The organism is Nocardioides sp. GY 10113 (assembly GCF_004919105.1).
GTDB lineage: Bacteria > Actinomycetota > Actinomycetes > Propionibacteriales > Nocardioidaceae > Nocardioides.
On sequence record NZ_STGK01000003.1, the window covers coordinates 355,505 to 372,365 of the forward strand.

Sequence of the window (16,861 nt, forward strand, 5' to 3'; positions counted from 1 at the left end):
TGCCCCACGCACGGCGCACGACTCCGGCGCGCAGCGCGGGAGTCCGGAGAAGAAGTCTGGAGTCCCCCATGAGCGTGACGAGTCCGCTGACCTGGTCCTACCGGCCGGGTCCCTGGTTCGCGGTCGTCGGCAGCCGGGTCACCGTGCTGCTGCCGGAGGCGCAGAAGGAGATCGCGGTCGGGCTGTGGGCGAGCGTGGACGGCGGCGCCGACTTCGGTGAGGCCCTGGACAGCCTGTTGGCCTCGGGGCTGAGCAGGCTCCCCGGCTTCGCCGTGGTGAGCTTCGAGGACGGCGGGGCGCGGGTGCTGCTGCGGGGCGCGGCGGTGGCGGCCGAGATCGTCGCGGACGGACGATCGGTGCGGTTCGACGGCGCCGGCGGCACCTGGGTGGAGCGCACCGTGGCGGACGTGACGGCGCTGTCGATCACGGTGGCCCCGGGCGAGGCCCCCGACGACGCTCCCGTGCACGCCTCCGCGGGCGCGGCGCTCGACCTGCCGATCCTCACCGGGCTGGTGCGGGCGGGCCGTGTCGACCACCCTGCGCGGTGGGCGACCGGGCCCGCCGGCTCCTCCGCGGCCGAGGCCGCGGAGCGGGTGGCGCCGGCGCCGGTGGAGCCGGCGGCCGCGGGTGCGGTCGACCTCGGCCCGCCGACCGAGCTGTTCGACGGCCCGTCGGTGGACCCGCTCAGCGACCCGATCCCGGATCCCCTGAGCGACCCCCTCAGCGACCCGCTCACCGACCTGCTCCAGGACCCGTTGAGCGACCCGTTGAGCGACCCGTTGCGCGACCCGTTGAGCGATCCCCTCGGCGACCCGTGGGGGGACCCGCTCGCCGGGACCGGCGTGGCAGACGCCGACGCCGACGCGGACGCCGAGCCGGACGCCGACGCGGACGCCGAGCCGGACGCGGGGGAGCAGGCAGCGGAGCAGGACGACATCGAGACCGGTCAGTTCGACATCGGGGGCGTCGGCCCCGGTGAGCCGCCGCAGGATCCGCCCCCGCCGCTCGGCATCGGATCCTGGGAGCGCCTCGGCGCGCCCCCGTCCCCGCCCAGCGCGCCGCCCAGCGCGCCACCCGCGCCGGCGGTTCCGCCGCTGCCGCCCCCTCCCGCGGCGCGACCGGGCACGTCCGTGACGCCGTCGAGGCGCGCGGCGGCGCCGCCGCCGTCCTCGCCGCCGCCGTCCTCGCCGCCCCCGTCGACCCCGCCCCCGTCGGCCCCGCCCCCGTCCTCGCCGCCGCCGTCCTCGCCGCCGCCGACCTCGCCGCCGTCGACCCCGCCCACCGTGCCGCCGACCGGATCGCCGGTCACTCTCCGGGTCTCGGACGGCCAGGCGGTCGTGGTCGACGAGGTGGTCCTGATCGGGCGCGCGCCGGAGGCTCGTCGCTTCACCGGCACCGAGCAGCCGCGCCTGGTGGCGGTGCCGAGCAGGTTGAACGAGATCTCCTCCACGCACATCGAGGTGCGGCCCGGCGCCGAGCGGGGCACCGCCCTGGTGACGGACATGGGGTCGACGAACGGCACCGTCCTGGTCCGTCCCGGGCAGGGGCCGGAGGATCTCAAGCCGGGCATCGCCGTCGCCCTGACCCCCGGGGCGATCATCAACCTCGGCGACGGGATCACGATCCAGGTGTCCTAGGTCCCGTCGGTGACGGGTCGGTGGCGCACCCCCGGAACGCCTTCGTGGCGGCAGGGGCGATGGCCTACGATTCCGACGCGCCGGGATGTCCGGCCCGAGACAGCGAGGAAGGTCCAGACGTGCCGACTGGCAAGGTCAAGTGGTTCGACGCGGAGAAGGGCTTCGGGTTTCTCTCCCAGCCGGGCGGACCGGACGTCTACGTGCACGCCGACGCGCTCCCCGAGGGCGTCGAGACGCTGAAGGCCGGCACCCGCGTGGAGTTCGGCATCGCCCAGGGTCGCCGCGGCGACCAGGCACTGCAGGTCAAGGTGGTCGACGCCCCGGCGTCGGTGGCCCGCAAGCAGGCACAGGCCAAGCGCAAGAAGCCCGAGGAGATGGTCACGATCGTCGAGGACACGATCCGGCTCCTCGACGGCATCGGCGAGGGCTACCGCCACGGCCGTCACCCCGAGCGTCGTACGGCGCAGCCGGTCGCCAAGCTGCTGCGCGCGCTGGCCGACGAGCTCGAGGCCTGAGCGCCCGGGCCGCCGCGCCCGGCGCCAGGCTCAGGCCCGCGCGGCCGCGTTCGCGGCGTCGGCGCCGGCGGACCCGCCGCTCCGCGGCCGCGAGCCGAGCGTGAAGACCGCCCAGGCAGCGAGCACGACCGCGGCGACCCCGAGCCCCAGCTGCGGGATCCAGGGCATCGCGATGCCCACGAACCCCCCGATCACCCACGCCAGCTGGAGCGTGGTGTCGCCGCGGGCGAACGCGCTGGAGTGGTAGCGGGCCGGGACGCCGGTCTGGATCGTGGAGTCCAGCGAGACCTTCGCCAGGTACTGCATCAGGCCGGCGGTCAGCCCCAGCGCCACGATCGCCAGGACGCTGTAGAAGAGCGCCGCGACCACGCAGATCGCGATGTCGGCGATCAGCGCGATCACCACCATCACGGCGGGGTTGATCCGGCGCGCCACGGAGGCGACGACGATGCCGAGCGTGTTGCCCAGGCCGGCGGCGCCGATGACCAGCCCGATCAGCAGCGTGGTGCGGTCCTCCCAGCCCTCGATCGGCTCGGCGCGCAGCAGGAACGCCATGTACATCGTGAGGAAGCCCGAGAGCCACCGCGGGCCGCAGTTCACGCGCAGCGCGAACGCCACCTTGGCCGGCACGCCCGTGCCCCTGGGGGCGCCGATCCCGACCGCCACCTGGCGCTCGCCCTCGCTGGAGTCGACCTTCGCGGGCAGCAGGATGGCGGCGACCGTGCCGAGCACGAACACCAGGAACGCGTAGCGCAGCGTCCACTCCGCCCCGAAGTACGCCGCCGCGCCGGCCAGCGGCGCGGAGACCGTGGCGCCGACGACCCCGGCCAGCGAGACCCGTCCGTTGGCCTTGACTAGCGTGATCTCGGAGGGGAGCAGCCGCGGGACCGCGGCGGCGCGGGTGACGCCGTACGCCTTGGAGGAGACCAGGACGCCGAGGGCGGCGGGGTAGAACCAGACCGACTCCGAGGCGATCGCGCCGGCGAGCACCCAGCACAGGAAGGCGCGGATCGCGAACGTGGCGCCGATGGCCCAGCGCCGCCCGTGGCTGAACCGGTCGAGGAACGGCCCGATCAACGGCGCGACGATCGCGAACGGCAGCATGGTCAGCCCGAGGAACAGGGCGACCTGGCCGCGTGCCTCGCTGGTGGCGCCGGAGAAGAAGATGGTGCCGGCCAGTGCGATCGCCACCGCGGCGTCACCCGCGGCGTTGCAGGCGTGCAGCTCGAGCAGCCGGTTCAGCCCCGACCGGTCGGCGCCCTGGGCGCCGGCCGCGCGGCGGGCCCGCTGCACGGTGGCGCGTCCCAGCCGACCGGTGGCGCCGGCCGCGCCGCGCACGCCGCGCGCGGTGGCCTTGGCGCCCTTGCCGAGGCTCTGCCCGACGGTCGGCGGAGCGGTCGCGTCGGGAGCCGTGGGGTCGGCGGGGTCGGACGCAGGAGGCGGCGGGGGCCCGGGGTGCCGTCCGTCGCTGCTCACACGCCCATCTTGCCCTCCCCGGGTGACCGGCGTGGCGGGCACGCCGAGACCGCGGGGTGGCCCCGACGTCACGAAGTCGGGCCGGATGAGGGATGCTGTGCCCGTGGCCACCCTGGAACGCAAGTCGCTCGACGCCGTCACCGCGGATGCGGTCGATGCTGCGCGGTCGGCGCTGTTGGAAGAGGTTCCCGCGAGCGACGTGGGCGACTACCTGGGGCGTCAGGTCGACGGTCTGCGGGTGGTGACCCACCTGTTCGCGTGTAGCCGCAAGGGCTACGTGGGCTGGCAGTGGGCGGTCACCCTGACCCGCGCGCCGCGGCAGAAGCGGGTCACCGTCGTGGAGGCCGTGCTGCTTCCCGGTCCGGAGGCGATCACCGCCCCGGCGTGGGTGCCCTACCGGGAACGGATCAAGCCGGGCGACATGTCGCCGGGCGACCTGCTGCCGGTCGAGGACGACGACCCGCGGCTGGTGCCGACGTACTCCTTCGGCGACGACGACCTCGACGCCGATGCGAAGGCCCAGATCCGCACCGTCGCCAAGGAGCTCGGCCTGGGCCGGGTCCGCACCCTGTCCCCGGAGGGCCGTGACGCGGCCGCCGAGCGGTGGTACGACGGCGACGGCGGCCCGGACGCCCCGGTGGCCAAGGCGGTCGCCGACAAGTGCTGGTCGTGCGGCTTCCTGGTCCGGCTCGCCGGCCCGCTCTCCGAGACCTTCGGCGTCTGCGCGAACGGCGACGCCAACGACGACGGCCGCGTGGTCAGCCTCGACCACGGTTGCGGCGCGCACTCCGAGGTGCGGCTGAGCAAGCGGCACGCGCCGGTTCCGCCGGCGCCGCCGGTGCTGGACACCGTCTCCCAGGGCGACCTCGAGACCTTCTGACCCCGCGGGGCGCGGGTCGTCGCTGCCCGGGTCGCGGGTCGTGACTGCGCGAGCCGCGGCGCCGGTACGCCGAAGGGCTCAGCCCGTGGGCGCGAGCAGCCAGACGACGTACTCCTCGTCGGCCGGCCGCAGGTCGTAGCCGCCGAACCGGTGGTGCACGGCGAGACCCGCGTCGGCGGCGTCGGCGACGAACTCCTCCGGTCGGTAGCGTCGCGCGCTCTCCGGCCCGCCCTGCAGGTGGAACCCGACCAGCACGCGGCCGCCGGGAGCGAGCAGCGACCGCAGCCGCGTCAGGACCGCCACCTCGGTGTCCTCGGCCACGAAGGGCAGCACGTTGCCGACGGCGACGGCGAGGTCGAACTCCGTGGGTGCGCCGGCCGCGGCGAGTGCGGCCGGGTCGAGCTCCAGGATCTGCAGCGGGAGCACGGGCAGGTCGGGGTAGGTGCGGCGCGACTGCTCGACCAGCGCGGGGTCGGGCTCGGCGCCGAGCACCCGGTGGCCCTGGGCCCGCAGGTAGCCGCCGACCCGGCCCATCCCCGAGCCGGCGTCGAGGATCCGGGCGCCGCGGGGGACCAGGGCGTCGGCGAGCCGGGCCTCGCCGTGCACGTCGGCGCCCTCGTCGATCAGCTCGGCGAAGCGTCGCCCGTAACCGGCGTTCTTGGGGCCGCCGAGCGCCCACCGCGTCGGCGGGAGCGTGTCGTGCTCAGACATCGGCGGAGGTGGCCGGGTCGGCGGCGCCCTCGATCCGCGCGTCGCGTCGGCGTCGGCAGTAGCCCAGCCCGATCAGCCCGAGGCCGACGCCGGTGAGGCACATCCAGAGCAGCCAGGTGCGGCCGCTGGCCTGCAGGCTGGCGTAGAAGGGGAGCAGCGCGACGAACGCCAGCCCGAACAGCGCCGTGCCGACCTGCACGGTCCGCACGCCGTCGACGTCCAGCGGCTCGACGGGGGCGATCAGGTAGCTGCGGTTGCCGATCTCTCGCCGCTCGGGCTGCTCCTCGGGTCGATCCACCCCTCCATCGTAGGTGCTGGGGTTCCCGGCAGCAGCGTCGGCACAGGTCGCGCCCGGCGCCCGGGAATAGTTAGCAACGCTAACGAGTTTCACCCGTCGTGCCCACCATCTCCCGGACCGTCCGCACCGACGCCGGGCTCGCCAGCGAGCTCCGCGTCGGCGTGATGCGGCTGCGCCGCCGCCTGATCGCCGAGCGCGACCCCGACAACCCCCTCAGCTCCGGCGCGATGGCGGTGCTCGGCGTCCTCTACCGCGGCGGCGACGCGACCGTCGGCGCGCTGGCCGCGGCCGAGCGCGTCCAGCCGCCGAGCATGACCAGGACGGTGAACGCCCTCGCCGAGGGCGGGTACGTCGAGCGCCGCCCGCACCCCGACGACGGTCGGCAGGTGGTGGTCCGGCTCACCGGACCGGGGCGCGCGACGGTCCTGGCCGACCGCGCCCGCCGCGATGCGTGGCTCGCCCGCCGCCTGGCCGAGCTGCCCGCCGAGGAGCGCGAGCTGCTGCGCCGCGCCGCCCCGATCCTGGACCGCCTGGCCAGCCACGACTGAGGGGCACCGCCCTCCCGGCACACAGAACCCCCGGCATCACCACGAGGAGTCACCACGAGTCCCACCTTCCGCTCCCTGTCCCATCCCAACTACCGCCTCTACTTCGCCGGCAGCGTCGTCTCGAACGTCGGCACCTGGATGCAGCGCGTCGCGCAGGACTGGCTGGTGCTGACCATCCCGGGCAACGGGGGTGCCGAGCTCGGCATCACCACCGGGTTGCAGTTCCTGCCGGTCCTGCTGCTCTCGCCGTACGCCGGCGTGATCGCCGACCGCTTCCCGAAGCGCCGGATGCTGCAGCTGACCCAGGCGACCATGGCGCTCGCCGCGCTCGGCCTCGGGCTGATCGCCGCCTCCGGGCACGCCCAGACGTGGCACGTCTACGCGCTCGCGCTGGCCTTCGGTGTCGGCTCCGCCTTCGACGCACCGGCGCGGCAGGCCTTCGTCTCCGAGATGGTCGGCCCGGCCGACGTCACCAACGCGGTGGGTCTCAACTCCGCCGCCTTCAACACCGCCCGGCTCCTCGGCCCGGCGCTGGCCGGACTGATGATCGGCGCCCTCGGCGGAGGGATGCGCGCGACCGGCTGGGTGATCCTGCTCAACGCCCTGTCCTACCTCGCGGTGATCGCGCAGCTGGAGCGGATGGACGTCACCCGACTGCACGCGCCGCGACCGGTCGCTCGGCAGCCGGGGATGCTCCGCGAGGGCGTCGCGTACCTGCGCACGCAGCCCAAGATGATGATGATCCTGGTGGTGGTCTTCTTCGCCGGCACCTTCGGCATGAACTTCCAGCTCACCTCGGCCCTGATGGCCACCGAGGTGTTCGGCAAGGGGGCCGGCGAGTTCGGGCTGCTCGGCTCCGCGCTGGCCGTCGGCTCGCTCAGCGGCGCGCTGCTGGCCGCGGGGCGCGTGCGGGTCCGGCTGCGGCTGATCCTCGGCGCCGCGATCGCGTTCGGCGCCGCGGAGATCGTGGCCGGCCTGATGCCGACGTACGCGACCTTCATGCTGGTCTGCCCGCTGATCGGGCTGAGCACGATCACGCTGCTCAACTCCGCCAACGCGACCCTCCAGGTCGAGGCGGACCCGGCGCTGCGGGGGAGGGTGATGGCGCTCTACATGACGATCGTGATGGGCGGCACGCCGCTCGGCTCCCCGGTCGTCGGCTGGATCGGGGAGACGTACGGCGCCCGGTGGACGCTGGTGCTGGGCGGTACGTTGGTGATCGCCGGCGTCGGCCTGGCCCTCCTCGTGCGCTCCGTCACGGAGCGGAGCGGTCGGCCCGAGGGGGTGGACGAGGGCCCGCGTGAGCCTGCCATGATGCATCGGTGAGTGCAGTCTCGGGCAACGTCGTCGACCGCTACTTCCAGATCTCGGAGCGGGGCTCGTCCCTCGGCCGCGAGATCCGGGGCGGCGTCGTCACCTTCTTCACGATGGCCTACATCGTCATCCTCAACCCGCTGATCCTCGGCGGGGTCCCCGACGTCGACGGCAACCTCCTCGGCGGGGACACCCCCGAGGCCTCGCGGGTCGCCATCGCGGCCGGCACCGCACTGGCCGCCGGGCTGCTGACCGTGCTGATGGGCGTGGTCGCCAACTACCCGCTGGCGCTGGCGGCCGGCCTGGGCCTGAACGCCTTCGTCGCCTTCGCCATCGCCAGCCAGATGACCTGGGCCGACGCGATGGGCCTGGTGGTGCTCGAGGGCCTGATCATCCTGGTCCTGGTCCTGACCGGGTTCCGGACCGCGGTCTTCCACGCCATCCCGTCCCACCTCAAGACCGCGATCTCGGTGGGCATCGGCCTGTTCATCGCGCTGGTGGGCTTCGTGGACGCCGGGTTCGTGACCCGGATCCCGGACGCCTCGCTGACCACCGTGCCGGTGCAGCTGGGTGCGGGCGGCCAGCTGTCGGGATGGCCGGTGCTGGTCTTCGTGGTGGGCGTGCTGCTGGTCGCGGCGCTGTGGGTGCGCAAGGTCCCCGGCGCGATCCTGATCTCGATCCTGACCATGACCGTCGTCGCGATCGTGCTGGAGTCGATCGTCGAGGTCGGGCCGGCGTGGGGGCTGTCCGTCCCGGCGTTCCCGGACACGATCGTGGACACGCCGAACTTCGGCACCCTCGGCGAGTTCAACCTGTTCGGCTCGTTCTCCGGGATCGGGGCCGTCGCGGCCCTGCTGCTGCTCTTCACGCTGCTGATCGCCGACTTCTTCGACACCATGGGCACGATGACCGCGATCGGTGCGGAGGCCGGCCTGCTCGACGAGGAGGGCAAGCCGCCGCACACCGAGCGGATCCTGGTCGTCGACTCGATCGCCGCGGCCGCCGGTGGTGCCGCGGGCGTCTCGTCCAACACCTCCTACATCGAGTCCGCCTCCGGGGTCGGCGAGGGCGCGCGTACCGGCCTGGCCTCGGTGGTCACCGGCGCGCTGTTCCTGCTGACGGTGTTCCTCGCGCCGCTCGCGGCGGTGATCCCGTCGCAGGCCGCGGTGCCGGCGCTCGTCCTGGTCGGCTTCCTGATGATGCAGCAGGTCGCGGGCATCCCGTGGGACGACGTGGAGATCGCGCTGCCGGCGTTCCTGACCATCGTCCTGATGCCGTTCACGTACTCGATCACGGCCGGGATCGGTGCCGGCTTCGTGGTCTTCGTCTTCCTCAAGGCGGTCCGCGGCAAGGCCCGCCAGGTGCACCCGCTGATGTGGGTGGTCTCCGCGCTGTTCGTCGTCTACTTCGCGATCGGTCCGCTGACCGACTGGCTGACCTGAACTGGGCAGGCCGGAGCGTACTTGCGCAGTTTTGCTTCCGCCTGTAACGGCCGGTAATCTCGTTGGCTGTGTCTGGGGGGACCCGGACACGTGCGTGCCCCGGCCGGATCCACCCGGCCGGCGAGGCGCGACAGGCACGATGAAGTACTGCATGACCCGTGCCCGGCAAGGTGTCGGACACTGAGAGCAAACCGAAAGGGAACCACCAGGTGCCCACTATTCAGCAGCTGGTCCGCAAGGGCCGCCAGGACAAGGTGTCGAAGAACAAGACGCCTGCCCTGAAGGGATCTCCGCAGCGCCGTGGCGTCTGCACCCGCGTCTACACCACCACCCCGAAGAAGCCGAACTCCGCTCTGCGCAAGGTCGCCCGTGTGCGCCTGTCCAGCGGCGTCGAGGTCACCGCTTACATCCCGGGTGAGGGTCACAACCTCCAGGAGCACTCGATCGTGCTCGTCCGCGGCGGTCGTGTGAAGGACCTGCCCGGTGTCCGCTACAAGGTCATCCGTGGTGCCCTCGACACCCAGGCCGTGAAGAACCGCAAGCAGGCTCGCAGCCGCTACGGTGCCAAGAAGGAGAAGAGCTGATATGCCGCGCAAGGGCCCCGCGCCGAAGCGCCCCATCGACGTCGACCCGGTCTACGGGTCGCAGCTGGTGACCCAGCTCGTCTCGAAGGTGCTGCAGGACGGCAAGAAGCAGGTCGCGCAGCGGATCGTGTACTCGGCTCTCGAGGGCACCCGCGAGAAGACCGGCACCGACCCGGTGATCACCCTCAAGCGCGCGCTGGACAACGTCCGCCCCGCGATCGAGGTCAAGTCCCGCCGCGTCGGTGGCGCGACCTACCAGGTCCCGATCGAGGTCAAGGGCACGCGTGGCACCACGCTCGCGCTGCGCTGGCTCGTGGGCTACGCCCAGGACCGCCGTGAGAAGACCATGAGCGAGCGGCTCATGAACGAGATCCTCGACGCCTCCAACGGCCTCGGTGCCGCTGTGAAGAAGCGCGAGGACACGCACAAGATGGCCGAGTCCAACAAGGCCTTCGCTCACTACCGCTGGTGACGTGACGAGGTGGGCGGCGCCAGCGTCGCCCACCTCGCACCGGCCGCACCGGCCCCTGATCCCCAGACTCACCTATCTAAGGAACGCTGACTCACGTGGCAGTCGACATCACGACGGACCTGAACGTCGTCCGCAACATCGGCATCATGGCGCACATCGACGCCGGCAAGACCACCACCACCGAGCGCATCCTGTTCTACACCGGCATCACCTACAAGATCGGTGAGGTCCACGATGGCGGCGCCACCATGGACTGGATGGAGCAGGAGCAGGAGCGCGGCATCACCATCACGTCCGCCGCGACGACCTGCTGGTGGAAGAAGCACCAGATCAACATCATCGACACCCCCGGGCACGTCGACTTCACCGTCGAGGTCGAGCGCTCGCTGCGCGTCCTCGACGGCGCCGTCGCGGTCTTCGACGGTGTCGCCGGCGTGGAGCCCCAGTCGCAGACCGTGTGGCGTCAGGCCAACAAGTACGCCGTCCCGCGGATGTGCTTCGTCAACAAGCTCGACCGGACCGGTGCGGACTTCTACCGCGTCGTCGACTCGATCGTGCAGAAGCTCAACTCGACCCCGCTGATCCTGCAGATCCCGATCGGCGCCGAGCAGGACTTCATCGGCGTCGTCGACCTGGTCGAGGGCAACGCCAAGGTCTGGCGCGGCGAGACCGCCCAGGGCGAGGACTACGTCGTCGAGGAGATCCCGGCCGAGCTCGCCGACAAGGCCGCGGAGTACCGCGAGAAGCTCGTCGAGACCCTCGCCGAGGCCGACGACGACATCATGGAGGTCTACCTCGAGGAGGGCGACGTCTTCGACGTGCCCACCCTGAAGGCCGCCATCCGTCGCGCGACCCTGGCCGACAAGGTCAACCCGATCCTCACCGGCACCGCGTTCAAGAACAAGGGCGTTCAGCCCCTGCTCGACGCGATCGTCGACTACCTCCCGTCGCCCCTCGACGTGGACGCGATCGTCGGCCACAAGCCGGGCGCGGAGGAGACCGAGGAGAACGAGGTCGTCCGCAAGCCGTCGAGCGAGGAGCCGCTGTCGGCCCTGGCGTTCAAGATCGCCGCGGACCCGCACCTGGGCAAGCTGACCTTCGTCCGCGTCTACTCGGGCAAGCTCGAGGCTGGCGCGACCGTGCTCAACGCGAGCAACGGCCGCAAGGAGCGGATCGGCAAGGTCTACCAGATGCACGCGAACAAGCGTGAGGAGATCGCGTCGGTCGGCGCCGGCCAGATCGTCGCCGTGATGGGCCTCAAGGACACCCGTACCGGTCACACGCTCTCCGACAACGCCAAGCCGGTGGTGCTGGAGTCGATGACGTTCCCGGCCCCGGTGATCTCGGTCGCCATCGAGCCGAAGACCAAGTCCGACCAGGAGAAGCTGGGCACCGCGATCCAGCGGCTCTCCGAGGAGGACCCGACCTTCGTCGTGAAGACCGACGAGGAGACCGGCCAGACCATCATCTCGGGCATGGGCGAGCTCCACCTGGAGATCCTGGTGGACCGCATGAAGCGCGAGTTCAAGGTCGAGGCCACCGTCGGCAAGCCGCAGGTCGCCTACCGCGAGACCATCCGCTCGGCGGTCACGAACCACAGCTACACGCACAAGAAGCAGACCGGTGGTTCGGGTCAGTTCGCGAAGGTCATCATCTCGATCGAGCCGAACATCGACCCCGAGACCGGCCTCGGTGCGGGCTACGAGTTCGTCAACAACGTCACCGGCGGTCGCGTCCCGCGCGAGTACATCCCGTCGGTCGACAACGGCGCCCAGGAGGCCATGGAGTTCGGCGTTCTCGCCGGCTACCCGATGGTCGACGTGAAGGTCGCGCTGGAGGACGGCGCCTACCACGACGTCGACTCCTCCGAGCTCGCGTTCAAGATCGCCGGCATCCAGGCGTTCAAGGAGGCCGCGCGCCAGGCGCGTCCGGTCCTGCTGGAGCCGATGTTCGCCGTCGAGGTCACGACCCCCGAGAGCTTCCTCGGTACCGTGATCGGCGACATCAACAGCCGTCGCGGCCAGATCCGGGCACAGGAGGAGCGTCACGGCGACATCGTCGTCTCGGGCCTCGTGCCCCTGTCCGAGATGTTCGGGTACGTTGGCGACCTGAGGTCCAAGACCTCCGGCCAGGCTTCGTACTCGATGGAGTTCGACTCGTACGCCGAGGTTCCCACGAACATCGCCGACGAGATCATCAAGAAGGCGCGCGGCGAGTAATCCCAACCGGGATCACCCGTTGCCGGGCCTCGGCAGCACCCCTTTAGTACGAGTCAAGTAACACACACACAGGAGGAGCCCCCAGTGGCTAAGGCGAAGTTCGAGCGGACCAAGCCGCACGTGAACATCGGCACGATCGGTCACATCGACCACGGCAAGACGACGCTGACCGCGGCGATCTCGAAGGTCCTGCACGACAAGTACCCGGACCTCAACGAGGCCTCGCCGTTCGACCAGATCGACAAGGCTCCCGAGGAGCGTCAGCGCGGTATCACCATCTCGATCGCGCACATCGAGTACCAGACCGAGGCGCGCCACTACGCGCACGTCGACTGCCCCGGTCACGCGGACTACATCAAGAACATGATCACCGGTGCCGCCCAGATGGACGGCGCGATCCTGGTGGTCGCCGCGACCGACGGTCCGATGCCGCAGACCCGTGAGCACGTGCTGCTCGCCCGCCAGGTCGGCGTGCCCGCCCTGGTCGTCGCCCTGAACAAGTGCGACATGGTCGACGACGAGGAGCTCATCGAGCTCGTCGAGATGGAGGTGCGCGAGCTCCTCTCCGAGTACGAGTTCCCGGGCGACGACGTGCCGGTCGTGCGCGTTGCTGCCTTCCCGGCGCTGAACGGCGACGCGAAGTGGGGCGAGTCGGTTGCCGAGCTCATGGCGGCCGTCGACGAGTACATCCCGACCCCGGCTCGTGACACCGACAAGCCGTTCCTGATGCCCGTTGAGGACGTCTTCACGATCACCGGTCGTGGCACCGTCATCACCGGCCGCATCGAGCGCGGCATCATCAAGGTGAACGAGGAGGTCGAGATCGTGGGTATCCGCGAGACCTCCCAGAAGTCCACCGTCACCGGTGTCGAGATGTTCCGCAAGCTCCTCGACGAGGGCCAGGCGGGCGAGAACGTCGGTCTGCTCCTCCGCGGCACCAAGCGCGAGGACGTGGAGCGCGGCATGGTCGTCATCAAGCCGGGCACCACCACCCCGCACACCAACTTCGAGGCGAGCGTCTACATCCTCTCGAAGGAGGAGGGCGGCCGTCACACGCCGTTCTTCAACAACTACCGTCCGCAGTTCTACTTCCGGACCACGGACGTGACCGGTGTCGTGACCCTGCCCGAGGGCACCGAGATGGTCATGCCGGGTGACAACACCGAGATGTCGGTCGAGCTCATCCAGCCCATCGCGATGGACGAGGGCCTGCGGTTCGCCATCCGTGAGGGTGGCCGCACCGTCGGCGCCGGCCGGGTCACCAAGATCACGAAGTGAGCGTGAGCGTGGCGAGCTTGCTCGTCCACGCGAGCCGAACGAGTGATGGCCGCCGAAGGCGGCAGATCACGAAGTGATCGGAGCGTGCTCGCGCACGCGCCGATCCGGTGATCGTCTGACTCACCAACGAAGCCCCCGAGCCTCACGGCTCGGGGGCTTCGTGCTTTGTCGGCGTACCGAGGGGCGTGGGATCATTCGAGGCGTGAACCAGCGCGTCACCCCTGCACGTCCGCACCTCAAGCTGACCCCCGACGGTCGCCGGATGCGGGAGGTGCTCACCTACGCGCGTCGTGGCAGCCGGTTCACCCCGCAGCAGCAGCAAGCCTGGGACCAGCACGCCGAGGCCTGGGTGATCCCCGACGAGGCCGTCGACGAGGCAGGCTTCGACCTCGACGCCTGGTTCGGGCGCGGCCCCGCCGAGCGCGACGGGCTGATCATCGAGATCGGGTCCGGGGTGGGGGAGGCGACCGCCGCTCTGGCCGCCGCGCGCCCGTCGTACGACGTCCTCGCGTTCGAGGTCTGGCGGCCCGGCGTCGCCTCGACGCTGGCCAGGCTGGAGGACGCCGGCGCATCGAACGTGCGGATGTGCGGGGTCGACGCCGTCTGGTCGCTGGAGCACCTGATCGCTCCCGGCTCGGTCAGTGAGCTGTGGACGTTCTTCCCGGACCCGTGGCACAAGGCGCGGCACCACAAGCGGCGCCTGGTCAACCCCGCGTTCGCGGCGCTCGTCGCCTCCCGGCTGGCCCCCGGCGGCAGCTGGCGCCTGGCCACCGACTGGGCCGACTACGCCGAGCAGATGGTGGAGGTCCTCGACGCCGAGCCGGCGCTGCACGGCGGCGTGGTGGAGCGGTGGGAGGAGCGTCCCGTGACGAAGTTCGAGCGCAAGGGCCTCGCGGTGGGACGCACCATCACCGACCTGCGCTACCAGCGCGCCTGACCTCCGGTCCGGCCGCGCCCGCCCGGCCCCGGGCCGGGACCAAAGGCACTCCTCGCCGATCGGGGTCTCGCGTACGGTGGAGATCAGCCGAAGGAGGCGACGATGACCACCAACGACCCGGAGACCTACGGCGACTACAGCGTCGACGACGAGACGCAGCTCGATCCGGGGGACACCCTCGAGGACGACGACGTCACTGACGAGCTGGAGCGTGGGTTCTCCCCGCCCGAGCGGTACTCCGCCGCGCAGCGCTACGGCAACACCCCCTGGGAGGCCGAGCACGCGCAGCCCTTGGACGACCGCCTCGCCCAGGAGGACCCCGAGCCCGATCCCTACGCGGATGAGGACGAGGACGTCGACGAGCAGCTCTCCGACTACGACCCCGAGGTCGGTGACGCACGTGCCGGGCGGCTGGTGGACCCCGACTACGGCTCGGGGGAGGACCGGGAGTCCGAGCTCTTCGGCGAGGACGTCGGCATCGACGGTGCCGCGGCGTCGGCCGAGGAGGCAGCGGTCCACGTCATCGACGACTGAGCCTGTGGGGCCCCGTAGGGCGGCCGTTCGCCCCGCGGGGACCCGCGCCGTAAAAGTTTCCGGCATGTGACGTTCGCCAGATATTTTGGCGTGTCGCCTGCATCACCTCTGGGACGGGGCGTACCTTCCGAAGCAATGGCGGGTGGGGAAGCTCGCCACATCTGGAGGCCCGTTCGTGAGCAACGACTCGATCACCCAGTGGGTGCAGGGGATGCCCTGCGGCACGGGAGTGACGGGGCGCCGGCACCTCGGCGTTCGGGCAGGCATGCGCGGTCGGGCAGCCAGCCCGCACCCCTCGGGCGCCGTCTCCCGGTCCACCGTTGAGGAACTGTAGACCGGGCGTGGGTGCGCGTGCGGTCGGTGAGGTGAGTCGTGGGAACCACGAAGTCTCAGTCCCGGTCGGGCGCGTCCGAGTCGCCGTCGATGCGACGACGTACCTATGTCCTCGACACCAGCGTCCTGTTGGCGGATCCCGGCGCCCTGCACCGCTTCGCGGAGCACGAGGTGGTGCTTCCGGTGGTGGTCATCACGGAGCTGGAGGGCAAACGTCACCACCCTGAGCTGGGCTTCTTCGCGCGCAGCGCGCTGCGGCTCCTCGACGAGATGCGGGTCAGCCAGGGGAGGCTGGACACCGCCGTACCGGTCAGCGAGGAGGGCGGCAGCCTCCGCGTGGAGCTGAACCACACGGACGCGGCCTCCCTGCCGTCGGGGTTCCGGCTCAGTGACAACGACACGCGCATCCTGGCGGTGGCCCGCAACCTCGCCAACGAGGGCCACGACGTCACGCTGGTCTCCAAGGACCTGCCGCTGCGCATCAAGGCCTCCGCCGTCGGGCTCCGTGCCGAGGAGTACCGCGGCGAGGCGATCTCGGACTCCGACACCGGCTACTCCGGCATGGCCGAGGTCGAGGTCTCCGCCGACGACCTCGACGAGCTGTACGACGACGGGACCCTCGACCTCGACGCTGCCCGCGAGTACCCCTGCCACACCGGCCTGGTGCTGCTCTCCGACCGTGGCACCGCGCTCGGCCGGGTCGGTCCCGACAAGCAGGTGCACCTGGTCCGCGGTGACCGCGACGCGTTCGGGGTCCACGGCCGCAGCGCTGAGCAGCGGATCGCGCTCGAGATGCTCCTCGACCCGGAGGTCGGCATCGTCTCCCTCGGTGGCCGCGCCGGCACCGGAAAGTCGGCGATGGCACTCTGCGCCGGGCTCGAGGCGGTGATGGAGCGCCGCCAGCACAAGAAGGTCGTCGTGTTCCGTCCGCTGTTCGCCGTCGGTGGCCAGGAGCTCGGCTACCTGCCGGGCTCGGAGTCGGAGAAGATGTCGCCCTGGGGGCAGGCGGTGTTCGACACCCTCGGCGCCCTCACCTCCACCGAGGTCGTGGACGAGATCCTCGATCGCGGCATGCTCGAGGTGCTGCCGCTGACCCACATCCGGGGCCGCTCCTTGCACGACTCCTTCGTGATCGTCGACGAGGCGCAGTCGCTGGAGCGCAATGTGCTCCTCACGGTGCTCTCCCGGATCGGCGCGAACTCCAAGGTGGTGCTGACCCACGACGTCGCCCAGCGCGACAACCTGAGGGTCGGGCGCCACGACGGCATCGTCGCCGTGGTGGAGAAGCTCAAGGGCCACCCGCTCTTCGCGCACATCACCCTCACCCGATCCGAGCGCTCGCCGATCGCGGCGCTGGTCACCGAGATGTTGGAGAACGTCGTCATCTGACGCTCTGACCTGCACAAACGCCGCCAGCGGGCGGGCCCGGCGAGGGTCCGCCCGCTGAAGGTGCGTCGTCGGTTTGACCCCGAGCGCCGGTGTGCGTAATGTTCTCTCTCGCCGCGGCAAGCGGAAAAGCCCCCGGGAAACCGGAGGGAACGGGTTGCCACGGCACTCGCCCCAGTGAGCCCGGGGCACCGGCGGTCTCGCCGGTTTGACCGGGCGCGAAGCGGTGGGTAGTGTTTCACAGGTTGCCTGACCAACGGGCGCTGGAGTTCTTCCGGCGACACCAGGTCGGTGCGT

General features: G+C 71.3%; 16 protein-coding genes. 13 read left to right on the forward strand and 3 right to left on the reverse strand.

Annotated features, from left to right (window positions below):
• Positions 1–68: 68 nt before the first annotated feature.
• Together E8D34_RS06080 and E8D34_RS21510 are read left to right on the forward strand one after the other, a co-directional pair.
• Positions 69–1,637: an FHA domain-containing protein gene (locus E8D34_RS06080; RefSeq protein ID WP_136593683.1), complete on the forward strand. Its 1,569-nt coding sequence runs from the start codon at positions 69–71 to the stop codon at positions 1,635–1,637.
• Between the two features lie 119 nt (positions 1,638–1,756).
• Positions 1,757–2,152, forward strand: coding sequence for a cold shock domain-containing protein (locus E8D34_RS21510; RefSeq protein ID WP_206056571.1), 396 nt, complete (start codon positions 1,757–1,759; stop codon positions 2,150–2,152).
• A 30-nt stretch (positions 2,153–2,182) separates the two neighbouring features.
• On the opposite strand, the gene E8D34_RS06090 is transcribed toward E8D34_RS21510, so the two are convergent.
• Positions 2,183–3,628: an MFS transporter gene (locus E8D34_RS06090; protein WP_136593685.1), complete on the reverse strand. Its 1,446-nt coding sequence runs from the start codon at positions 3,626–3,628 to the stop codon at positions 2,183–2,185.
• Positions 3,629–3,731: 103 nt separating this feature from the next.
• Between E8D34_RS06090 and E8D34_RS06095 the strand changes: the two genes are divergently transcribed.
• Complete coding sequence (locus E8D34_RS06095; protein WP_240771144.1) at positions 3,732–4,508, forward strand: DUF3027 domain-containing protein; 777 nt, start codon at positions 3,732–3,734, stop codon at positions 4,506–4,508.
• A 78-nt stretch (positions 4,509–4,586) separates the two neighbouring features.
• Here the strand turns inward: E8D34_RS06095 and E8D34_RS06100 are convergent, their stop codons facing one another.
• Both E8D34_RS06100 and E8D34_RS06105 read right to left on the reverse strand, forming a co-directional pair.
• Positions 4,587–5,219: a class I SAM-dependent methyltransferase gene (locus tag E8D34_RS06100; RefSeq protein ID WP_136593687.1), complete on the reverse strand. Its 633-nt coding sequence runs from the start codon at positions 5,217–5,219 to the stop codon at positions 4,587–4,589.
• Positions 5,212–5,517 (reverse strand): DUF2530 domain-containing protein, encoded by a 306-nt coding sequence (locus tag E8D34_RS06105; RefSeq protein ID WP_240771145.1) that lies wholly within the window; start codon positions 5,515–5,517, stop codon positions 5,212–5,214. The genes E8D34_RS06100 and E8D34_RS06105 overlap by 8 nt, the downstream gene beginning before the upstream one ends.
• Positions 5,518–5,615: 98 nt before the next feature.
• On the opposite strand from E8D34_RS06105, the gene E8D34_RS06110 reads away from it, so the two are divergent.
• From E8D34_RS06110 to E8D34_RS06155, 10 genes are all read left to right on the forward strand, one after another.
• Complete coding sequence (locus tag E8D34_RS06110) at positions 5,616–6,065, forward strand: MarR family transcriptional regulator (protein ID WP_240771147.1); 450 nt, start codon at positions 5,616–5,618, stop codon at positions 6,063–6,065.
• Between the two features lie 75 nt (positions 6,066–6,140).
• On the forward strand, positions 6,141–7,391 hold the full coding sequence (locus E8D34_RS06115; protein ID WP_136593688.1) for an MFS transporter: 1,251 nt from the start codon (positions 6,141–6,143) through the stop codon (positions 7,389–7,391).
• Positions 7,388–8,821 (forward strand): NCS2 family permease, encoded by a 1,434-nt coding sequence (locus E8D34_RS06120; RefSeq protein WP_136593689.1) that lies wholly within the window; start codon positions 7,388–7,390, stop codon positions 8,819–8,821. The genes E8D34_RS06115 and E8D34_RS06120 overlap by 4 nt, the downstream gene beginning before the upstream one ends.
• 209 nt (positions 8,822–9,030) lie before the next feature.
• Complete coding sequence (gene rpsL / locus E8D34_RS06125; RefSeq protein WP_028654597.1) at positions 9,031–9,405, forward strand: 30S ribosomal protein S12; 375 nt, start codon at positions 9,031–9,033, stop codon at positions 9,403–9,405.
• 1 nt (position 9,406) lies between these two features.
• Positions 9,407–9,877: a 30S ribosomal protein S7 gene (gene rpsG / locus E8D34_RS06130; protein WP_136593690.1), complete on the forward strand. Its 471-nt coding sequence runs from the start codon at positions 9,407–9,409 to the stop codon at positions 9,875–9,877.
• A 95-nt stretch (positions 9,878–9,972) separates the two neighbouring features.
• Positions 9,973–12,096 (forward strand): elongation factor G, encoded by a 2,124-nt coding sequence (fusA, locus tag E8D34_RS06135; protein ID WP_136593691.1) that lies wholly within the window; start codon positions 9,973–9,975, stop codon positions 12,094–12,096.
• An 84-nt stretch (positions 12,097–12,180) separates the two neighbouring features.
• A complete protein-coding gene (gene tuf, locus E8D34_RS06140; protein ID WP_136593692.1) occupies positions 12,181–13,374 on the forward strand; it encodes an elongation factor Tu in 1,194 nt (397 codons plus the stop codon).
• A gap of 202 nt (positions 13,375–13,576) precedes the next feature.
• Positions 13,577–14,311 (forward strand): tRNA (guanosine(46)-N7)-methyltransferase TrmB, encoded by a 735-nt coding sequence (gene trmB / locus E8D34_RS06145; RefSeq protein ID WP_136593693.1) that lies wholly within the window; start codon positions 13,577–13,579, stop codon positions 14,309–14,311.
• A gap of 102 nt (positions 14,312–14,413) precedes the next feature.
• The gene (locus E8D34_RS06150; protein WP_136593694.1) at positions 14,414–14,845 is read left to right on the forward strand and encodes a DUF5709 domain-containing protein; all 432 of its coding nucleotides are present in this window, start codon (positions 14,414–14,416) and stop codon (positions 14,843–14,845) included.
• Positions 14,846–15,268: 423 nt separating this feature from the next.
• Complete coding sequence (locus tag E8D34_RS06155; protein WP_136593695.1) at positions 15,269–16,567, forward strand: PhoH family protein; 1,299 nt, start codon at positions 15,269–15,271, stop codon at positions 16,565–16,567.
• Positions 16,568–16,861: the final 294 nt, after the last annotated feature.